This window comes from Candidatus Erwinia dacicola, assembly GCF_001756855.1.
Classification (GTDB): Bacteria; Pseudomonadota; Gammaproteobacteria; order Enterobacterales; family Enterobacteriaceae; genus Erwinia; species Erwinia dacicola.
This window is the reverse complement of the sequence record NZ_MAYS01000581.1, coordinates 1-8,518: the sequence shown is the minus strand read 5'-3', so window position 1 is coordinate 8,518 and position 8,518 is coordinate 1. Positions and strand designations below refer to the sequence as shown.

The window sequence follows — 8,518 nt, the reverse complement described above, 5'->3', positions numbered from 1 at the left end:
CTCCTGACTTTGACCATCGGTTAAAACGGTTGTAAACAGTCTTACCATGGGCTATATCGCTCAGGCAAATCGCGCCATGGAGCGCCTGAACACAGCACCCAGAACATACCACCCAGAACATACCATTGATGATCATACGGTGTTTTGCCCATGGGCGTCCAGTCTGTGGTGTTACTGGTTCAGTTGGTAATAAGGGCTGGATGAGAGCCCATGCTTCATCGGAAAGATCGTAACGAGCCATAGTTCAATGTGTTGTGGAAACAGGCAGTTACTATAGCTCAGGTGATTAAGGGACACAGCCTAGAACATCTGCTCTGAGAGCTGGCCGCCTGCTCCGGGCTGCGCGTGAGCGACAGGCATCGACATACTTGCTGGATATTTGCCCCGGCCTTCTTCAGCTTCACCGCGACTTTTTGTCGTTGTTCATTTCCATGGCGAAGAAGGCTGAAGCCTTTTTAAACAGGTCATTGTCGCTTTGCAACTGACGCACCTGCTTTTCAAGTTCCTGTATTCTTCGTTGTTCAGACGTAATCGTGGTGGCGATGGGAGTATCTCCCCTGACTTCTCCACGATATTGGTGTAACCAGCGTTGCAATGTTGAAAGACCGATATTCATCGTTTCAGAAGCCTAGGTCACCGGATACTTGTGTTACAGAACCAAATTGATACATTCCTGCTTGAACTCATGGGTAAACGTTTTTCTTCGCATTCTCACCTCGTGAGCATTGCTCATTATATCTCTAACAAAGTGTCCGGTTTGATTAGACCATTACAGTTGCTGCTTTCAGAGACATTGAAGCCAATACTTTCTGCGAATTTAAAACTCTGACCGCTGATACATATCTAGATAGTAACGATTCAACCTCTCTCGAATCCTCTGGTTAGCTCCCAGTCAGTGACGCATCGATCGAATTCGGATTGTTCCCATCGCGCGGCGTGTACGTAATGATCGACAATCTCCCTCCCCAGCACCTCGTGTAGCCACCGCGAATTCGAACTGATGTCGCTGGCATTCCGCAGCGTTTTCGGAATCTCGGGTAATTCTGGATCCCGATAGGCATCGCCGACAAACAAACCCGGCAAATCAAGCTGCTCCTCTATGCCTGCAAGACCGGCCGCTATCAGGCCTGCAAACGCAAGATATGGATTTAGGTCGGCACCGCCAATCCGGCACTCCACCCGTGCAGCCTTCGAACCTTCACCGCAAACGCGATAACCGACAGTTCGATTATCGTGGCTCCAAGCGATCTTAGTTGGAGCGAATGTGTCGGTCTGAAATCGCTTATAAGAATTGATATATGGTGCAAGAAAAAGAGTAATGTCTCTGGAATATTTCAACAGGCCACCAAGGTATTGCTGCATCAACTTCGACATGCCATGGGGAAAATTGTTGTCATAAAAAAGCGGTCTGCCTTCCGGCGACCAAAGCGAGGCGTGGATATGACTGGAGGAGCCTGCCAGATCATGATTCCACTTGGCCATGTAGGTGACCGCTTTACCATGCTGTGCCGCGATTTCCTTGCTGGCGTGCTTAATAATTGTATGGTGATCTGCCATCAGCAATGGATCAGCATAGTAAACATTTATTTCTCCTTGCCCGGCCCCTCCTTCTCCCTTGGTGCATTCAATAGTTATTCCTGCACCATGAAGCCCGTTTCTGAGCGGACGCATTACGGACTCCTGCTGTGTTGTCGACAAGATGTTGTAATCCTGATTGTAGCTCCCGAATGTCTGCGGGCAGCTGTATTTCTTGGCTAACAGACTCTGGTAAGTCTCATCAAATAAATAGAATTCCAATTCCGATGCAAAACAGGCGCGCATGCCTCGATCGGCAAGTCGTTGCAACTGCCTCTGCAGAATCTGCCTCGGTGAATGGGCTACAGCCTTGCCTTGATGATCGAATACATCGCAGATAACCATTGCGCTTGCGTCAAGCCACGGCAGACATCGCAGGGTGGAAAGGTCTGGTTTCAGCAGAAAATCTCCGTACCCATGCGCCCAGCTGGTACCTGTATAACCCGGCACCGGCTGCATTTCCATGTCATTGGCTAATAAATAGTTGCAGGCGTGCGTCTCTTCATAGCCGTAACGAACAAAAAAATCGCCATGGTACCGCTTACCCATCAGACGTCCCTGCATGTCAACCATACAGACAAGTACGGTGTCGATCGAGCCGGAAGCCACTGCGTGTTTCAGTTCTTCGAATGTTATGCTCATGTTATTCACCCATTGCTCAGGGATGCCATTTAAGTTCGTTACGCCACTGGCCCTCTAGGGGCGAAGAGAGACGCACTTCATCCCGGTAATAGGAGGAAATACCCGGTCGCTGCCAACCTTCGTTGTATCTGCCGGGACGGTCTGAAAAATCCAATAGAGCCAGTTTGCGAATAGTAGATGTGCGTGACTGCGCCACTGATTTGCTGGCGGTCTTGTCTCACAGTCGCCGGGAAAGTAGTTTTTCGGAAGGTGGATGTTTCTTCCTGCCCCTAGATCACGGAAGTATTCGTCGGCAAGCGTGAGTGAGTCGTACTCAATATGGTTGAAGAAGTGAAGGGCGTGATGCCTGGGATCATTTAGTAGACAGAGTCCGGTGTCCGGAGAGTCAATCAGAACGGAAAGACCGCTGTCGGGCGGAATATCCGTGTGGCGCATCTCTGTCCAGCGTGATACCGGGATATTAAAATCGTCGGAAAATCCCTTTAGGTACGGAGAATCATTTCTCAGACAATGATGTCTGAACACGCCAAAAGCTTTTTCATCCAGCGCATACTTGGGCATGTCGTGAAAATAATGCATCGCTGCCTGCGCGCCCCAGCAGATATTAAAGCTGCTGTGCACATTGGTTTGTGTCCAGCGAAAGATACTGGTCAGCTCATCCCAGTAGCTGACCATTTCAAAGGGGAGCGTTTCGACCGGCGCACCAGTCATGATAAAACCGTCGAACTTCTGTTCCTTTATATCTGACCAGTTCTGGTAAAACGAGGCTAGATGTCCGATAGGTGTGTTCCTAGACACATGGTTTGTTATCTTGACGAGCGTCAGCTCGACCAACAGCGGAGTGGCTCCGAGCAAACGGGCAAACTGGGTTTCTGTAGTGATCTTGTTGGGCATGAGATTTAGCAACCCCACGCGAAGCGGTCGGTTGGGCTGATTCACTGTGCTTTCTTCTTCCATAACCGTGATGCCTTCTGCTTTGAGTTCTGACAGTGCTGGCAAACCTTTGGGAATTATGATTGACATGAGTTTCAGGCTCCGGGATGGGTCAAAATTTCGTCATGCGTAAAAAAATGATACGGCGCTAGTGTCGAAGACAGTAGCGAATAGCTCAGGGCTGCGTACCAAGTACGTTCCCTGATGCGAACTGTGAACGTCAACGAGTGGAAATTGGTGGGATAGATAGCCCCAGTCCATCGCAAACAAGCCAAGCACCAGAAATTGTCATCGGTGAACAAACTGATGCAGGGCTGCATCACTATAGTGTGAACCGCAGTCGTGACTCCGAATGGTCAATACCCTTCTGATATTCATGTCTGAGAATCACCACAAGCACAACCTCCGGACCGGGAACAGCGAGTGAGAGTGCGAAGGTAAAGGAAAACAACAAATGTAGAACCATAAATGTGCCAGTGGTCTTGCAGACGTAACTGAAATAGACTGAAAATGGTCAGGTCGCTACCCCGACAATGGTCCGGTTGATTGATATACTTGGCATGCGTTTCCGAATGCCGTGAATATTTTCTGACTCGTGGGATCGGTTGCTACGTGCCATTCGGGGTGCCACTGTATCCCGAGTTGAAAGCCCCTTGACGTACTGTATGACAGTGCTTCGATCACGCCATCTTCAGCAACCGCCTCCATCTGAACACCAGAAGCCACCTCGGTGATACCTTGGTTATGCAGCGAATTTACGCAGAGTTTACCTTCCCCGATTATGGACGACAGTAGACCACCGGGAACGACCTGAATCGTGTGCACGGGCAGATACTGCTGATCGCGAGATACATTCGGGATTTCGCTGTGCACAATGCCTTGTTCTGTCACTGGCAAATTAGGATTCAGCATGCCGCCACGATGAACATTCATCTCCTGTAACCCACGGCAGATGCCGAGGATTGGCATATCGAGCTCGATCGCAATCGACAAAGCGACACTTGACAGGCGATCCCTAGGGCGATCACGTTTGCCGGAGATGACATCATCTGAAGCACAATCCCAGACCCGTATCTGCTCGTTGAAGATATATGGGTCAAGATCAGATTCGTCGCCGGTTAATACCAGTCCGTCCAGTCTACGCATCACTTCGCGCAATTTATTGACTATGACATCTCGGTGCCGGTCGCTATCGAACGTCGGCAGAATGACACATTCTACATATGCGTACCGGTCAAGCGCCTCAATATAACGCCGCCGCAACCAGTCACGATGTACTCCATCGTGAAACTGACGATTGGCCGTCACGCCGACGACCGCGCGACCTGCATTACAGGGTTTGATCGTCATTGCTGATCCTCTACCGTTTTGAAAGAGGTATGCTGCGCATCGTAGAGACGGCGGTTGCGGTCAAGTAGCTGGTCGATAACACTGGACTGGCCTTTGGGACCACGCACAAAAAGCCCTCCCCAGGAATCGGCGATTTTGGCGTAGTCAGGATCGCGCAGACGGATCTCTTGTGCATGCTTCAACAGCCAGAATGGAACGCCGGGAGAAAGGTGGTGTTCTAGGTGGTATTCATCATAATTTACGCCGAACAAAATCCGTTCGATAAGATTGCCTTTTCGGTTACGCGTGAGATATACGTTCTGGTCCTCGGTTTCGCACATCGGTGAGTGCTCTGCAATCTCGGTGAACCAGCCCAGTATCTGAAACGTGGTCAGATAGGGGATCAGCCAGAACAACACCAGCAGATGTAGAGCACCGGCCATGGAGAAACCGGTAATAACGATGACCCAGAAGGCTAGGAACCCCCAAGAATCAATGGCTGCACCACGTTTGTAAACGCTCTTGTCGTCCTTGTCTAAGATAAGGAAACGGTTGTGCCATAGATACTTCAGATATCGCAGAGTGGCTCCGCCAAAAATGGCTTTCCAGACAATCAGAAACTTGTACTCGCGCGGCTCACGGACCTCATAAATCCCTGACATGATGAAGAATTGCAGGTCGGGATCTTTCTCTGGATCACCAAGATGCGGATGGTGAAGATGGACATGAGAAACCCGATAGGCCCAGTGCCGCTGAAAAATTGGGTACGCGGCGAACGTTGTACCGAGAAAATTGTTCCACCACTTGTTTTTTGCGAGTATCTGGTGAGCTGCGTCGTGCGAAATTGTCGTCAGCCCCCGCTGATGCGCCCCGATGATCAATACAGCGATCGGGTAAAACCACCAAGTGAGCTGAACCGTAGCGAATGCACAGGCCAGCATGACTAAATAGTCCTTCAGCACATATAGCGCCCCGGTAATGTTATCCGGTCGCAGCTGCGCAAGATCCCGCATGATGTCGTGGGAAAAACAGAATGAATGGAACCGCTTGTTACGCAGCTTCCAGGAATGAGACGTTTCCATAGAATGATCCTCTTTACGGGTTGGCTGTCAGATGGCGTCAAGGCCGCGTTTTATATCGTCAATTATGTCGTTCACGTTTTCGATTCCAACGCATAGACGGATCGACCCGTCGGATATCCCCGCGGCTTCACGTTGCGCCTTAGGCACGGTAGTATGGGTGGTCGAAACAGGATGCGTCACGAGCGTTCGTGCATCACCTACGTTAGAAACATGATACATAAGCCGGATGTTCTGGATGAACGTCCTGCCGGCAACCTCATCGTCTAATTCAAACATGATCATTGCACCGTGACCGATGCGGGCATCGACCAGCTCATCCACGATGTCGCGATCGCGTCCTGTGCTAAGTCCCGGATATGAAACATGCCTAACTTTGGGGTGCTGCTGGAGGAAACTGGCCACGACTGCGGCATTTTCGCAGTGACGCTGCATACGCAGATGCAGTGTCTCTAGGCCCTGAATTAAATGAAAACTGGAAAATGGGCTGATAGCAGCACCTGTATCGCGAAGCCAGGTCATACGTGCCTTCAATAAACAGGCGCTGCTACCAAGATCTCCCAGTCTGTGTACAGCCTCGTGCCAGAGTATTCCCCCATGAGCTTCATCGGGCTCATTAAACAAGGGGAAGCGAACGGGATCTTCGAAACTGAAGTTTCCGTTGTCGACCAGCAGTCCGCCCAGTGTTGTACCATGACCGCAGATGTATTTGGTAGCTGAATACGTGGTAATGACGGCACCAAGCGAACCGGGTCGGCATACTAGCGGCGTGGTTGTGTTGTCGACGACTAGGGGAATACCAAGTCGTTTGCCAATCTCTGCAAGTAACCCCACAGGTAACGGGATAAGGCACGGATTGGAAAACGTTTCACCAAAGAATGCGATAGTTCTGTTGTTGGCCTGCTGTTCAAACGACGATGGATCACGAGGATCAGCGAGCCGGGCTTCAATGCCCAGTCTCTTGAAGGTATTAAACAACAGATTCCATGAGTTTCCGTACAGATACTTCGATACCACCACATTATCACCCGGGTGCCCGCTGCACAGATTCACAATAGCCAGAAACGTTGCGGCTTGCCCCGAAGCTACGGCGAGCGCGTCGGCGGCACCATCCACGGTGGCCCAGCGTTGTTCTAAGATGCGCGTGGTCGGATTGATGATCCGCGTATAGGTGAAACCATCTTCCTTGACGTTGTAAATATCGGCAATGTCTGCAAGGTCGCCAACGAGTTCATAGGCGGTGGACTGGTAGATGGGCACCGCAACCGCTCTGGTGACGGGGTCGTGCCGATAACCGGCATACAGAAGCGCGCTTTCTGTAGACATTTCAGAAACAGGAATATACCGAGACATATTACAATCCCCTTTGGGTAAATTCAGATTCGAAGTAGGTTGAAGGCTTTTTGCCCCCTCTGGCCTTATCGAAAAAATCGCGAAATGCCATCGTCAACAGGAAAATCCATGCAGGCTTGATAGAGCCGATGCACCCGATCCTGAAACTACGTGTCTGAGGATGTAACTTGGAATAAATACAGAGGTTGTAAGTGATGAGATGCGCATAAAGCGCATCGAAATCATTCTGGGTATTAATGATTCCCTCCGCCGTGAGGGCCAGACAAACGGGTGAACGTGCTTGGGCACTCAGAAGCGGTGATGCATATTGTCCAACCGCACGGACTATTTCGTCGCGCACCAAGCCATAACGTTCACCACGGCGAATTACGCCTTCGGCAGTCAGCATTTCGAGGGCTTTTGCACAGGCCTGAATAACGTGCGTAGGTGGCGTGGAACGCCATTCTCCGGTCTGTTCAAAATTACGCCACTGATCCCGGACGTCAAGGACAAACGAATTGATGGAGTGGCCTTTACTCCTGAGAATGTCCAGAGAAGCGATAACAAACGCGACGCCCGGTGGGCCCTCAATGCATTTATTGCTGGAGGTCACCAGCACATCGAAACAGGTTCTCCTAGCACTGACATCGACGGAACCAAAAGAACTCATCGCGTCGATAATAGTCCGAATGCCACGTCGGCGGGCCAGTTCAACGATTGCATCAAGCGGATTGATAACACCGGCTGTCGTCTCGCAATGCACGAAGCACAGGTGGGTGAGCGAGGGGTTTTGATCTAGGTATGAGGCGATGTCTGAGACTGAGAGCGGCTGGTCAGCCGGAGAATTTATACTGACAGCCTGCACGCCCCGAAGCTTTAATATTCTCAGTATTCGCTCACCATAAATGCCGTTAATGCAAACGAGCGGTCGATCTGACTGAGAGATGAAAGATGCCAGTGCGGCTTCCATGCCATAAGTACCGGAACCCTGAATGGGGATAGCTGAATGCGTATCGTTCCCTTCAATCAAATCAATTATCCGCTCACGTATTGAAGCGGTAATATTTTTGAAACGTTGATCGCGCGAACCCATATCGTACTGCATCTGCGCTTTCACTTCGTCTCTTAAAGCCAGCGGACCGGGTGTCATTAAAAAATAATGCTGTACTGACATATAACGCTCCGTATTTATATGAAGATGCGAAGAAAACTTCGGCAAAATGTTCCACAGCTGAGCCCGTAAATCGCTGGCATTCGGTCCAGTTGACACCGGATGTTCATGAATTAGTTATACAGAAGTAAGGCCATTAAAAAATGTGGCTGTCATATATAAGGTTTAAATTTTATATTTAACTATCTGTTTTATAATGATTAATTGCTATTTTGTACTTGGTGTATTAAATCGCCACTCACATTCCTTCAGATACAGCTAAAAATGTGCCTTCGGAATGCCGTTAAATTTACGGATGTGACGCTTCACCTGATTCTAAAAATTCTCGATACCATTGATGTGATTTTGCCGATCTTTTTTATCGACAAACTGAGTGCTGTGATTGATTCTATAATTGGCTTTGTTGAATAGGTAATCATACTATTTTAATATGACGGTTTTGGATGAAGATGCTAGC

Annotated in this window: 8 protein-coding genes and 1 pseudogene; all 9 read right to left on the bottom strand. The window is 49.7% G+C overall.

The genetic code is table 11. The features are described 5' to 3' along the window. On the bottom strand, positions 1–241 hold a 241-nt coding region (locus BBW68_RS17240), incomplete at its 3' end, for a transposase (protein ID WP_338061307.1). 159 nt (positions 242–400) lie between these two features. Next, complete coding sequence (locus BBW68_RS14405; protein WP_070135881.1) at positions 401–616, bottom strand: hypothetical protein; 216 nt, start codon at positions 614–616, stop codon at positions 401–403. A gap of 242 nt (positions 617–858) precedes the next feature. Then, on the bottom strand, positions 859–2,217 hold the full coding sequence (locus tag BBW68_RS14400) for a glutamine synthetase family protein (protein WP_070135880.1): 1,359 nt from the start codon (positions 2,215–2,217) through the stop codon (positions 859–861). Positions 2,218–2,271: 54 nt separating this feature from the next. Then, complete coding sequence (locus BBW68_RS14395; protein ID WP_070135879.1) at positions 2,272–3,240, bottom strand: homoserine O-succinyltransferase; 969 nt, start codon at positions 3,238–3,240, stop codon at positions 2,272–2,274. A 432-nt stretch (positions 3,241–3,672) separates the two neighbouring features. Beyond that, entirely contained in the window at positions 3,673–4,500 is an 828-nt protein-coding gene (locus tag BBW68_RS14390) for a gamma-glutamyl-gamma-aminobutyrate hydrolase family protein (protein ID WP_070135878.1), read from the bottom strand. Then, the gene (locus BBW68_RS14385; protein ID WP_070135877.1) at positions 4,497–5,561 is read right to left on the bottom strand and encodes a fatty acid desaturase family protein; all 1,065 of its coding nucleotides are present in this window, start codon (positions 5,559–5,561) and stop codon (positions 4,497–4,499) included. The genes BBW68_RS14390 and BBW68_RS14385 overlap by 4 nt, the downstream gene beginning before the upstream one ends. A gap of 27 nt (positions 5,562–5,588) precedes the next feature. Next, complete coding sequence (locus tag BBW68_RS14380; protein WP_070135876.1) at positions 5,589–6,911, bottom strand: O-acetylhomoserine aminocarboxypropyltransferase/cysteine synthase family protein; 1,323 nt, start codon at positions 6,909–6,911, stop codon at positions 5,589–5,591. Position 6,912: 1 nt separating this feature from the next. Further along, entirely contained in the window at positions 6,913–8,064 is a 1,152-nt protein-coding gene (locus BBW68_RS14375) for a 2-aminoethylphosphonate--pyruvate transaminase (protein WP_070135875.1), read from the bottom strand. 204 nt (positions 8,065–8,268) lie between these two features. Next, positions 8,269–8,457: pseudogene (locus tag BBW68_RS17235) on the bottom strand (transposase); the annotation flags it as partial. Between the last annotated feature and the right edge of the window lie 61 nt (positions 8,458–8,518).

Excerpts from the sequence above, each read along its gene's own strand:
- BBW68_RS14405 (WP_070135881.1), bottom strand. The coding sequence starts at position 616 with ATGAATATCGGTCTTTCAACATTGCAACGCTGGTTACACCAATATCGT.
- BBW68_RS14400 (WP_070135880.1), bottom strand. The coding sequence starts at position 2,217 with ATGAGCATAACATTCGAAGAACTGAAACACGCAGTGGCTTCCGGCTCG.
- BBW68_RS14395 (WP_070135879.1), bottom strand. The coding sequence starts at position 3,240 with ATGTCAATCATAATTCCCAAAGGTTTGCCAGCACTGTCAGAACTCAAA.
- BBW68_RS14390 (WP_070135878.1), bottom strand. The coding sequence starts at position 4,500 with ATGACGATCAAACCCTGTAATGCAGGTCGCGCGGTCGTCGGCGTGACG.
- BBW68_RS14385 (WP_070135877.1), bottom strand. The coding sequence starts at position 5,561 with ATGGAAACGTCTCATTCCTGGAAGCTGCGTAACAAGCGGTTCCATTCA.
- BBW68_RS14380 (WP_070135876.1), bottom strand. The coding sequence starts at position 6,911 with ATGTCTCGGTATATTCCTGTTTCTGAAATGTCTACAGAAAGCGCGCTT.
- BBW68_RS14375 (WP_070135875.1), bottom strand. The coding sequence starts at position 8,064 with ATGTCAGTACAGCATTATTTTTTAATGACACCCGGTCCGCTGGCTTTA.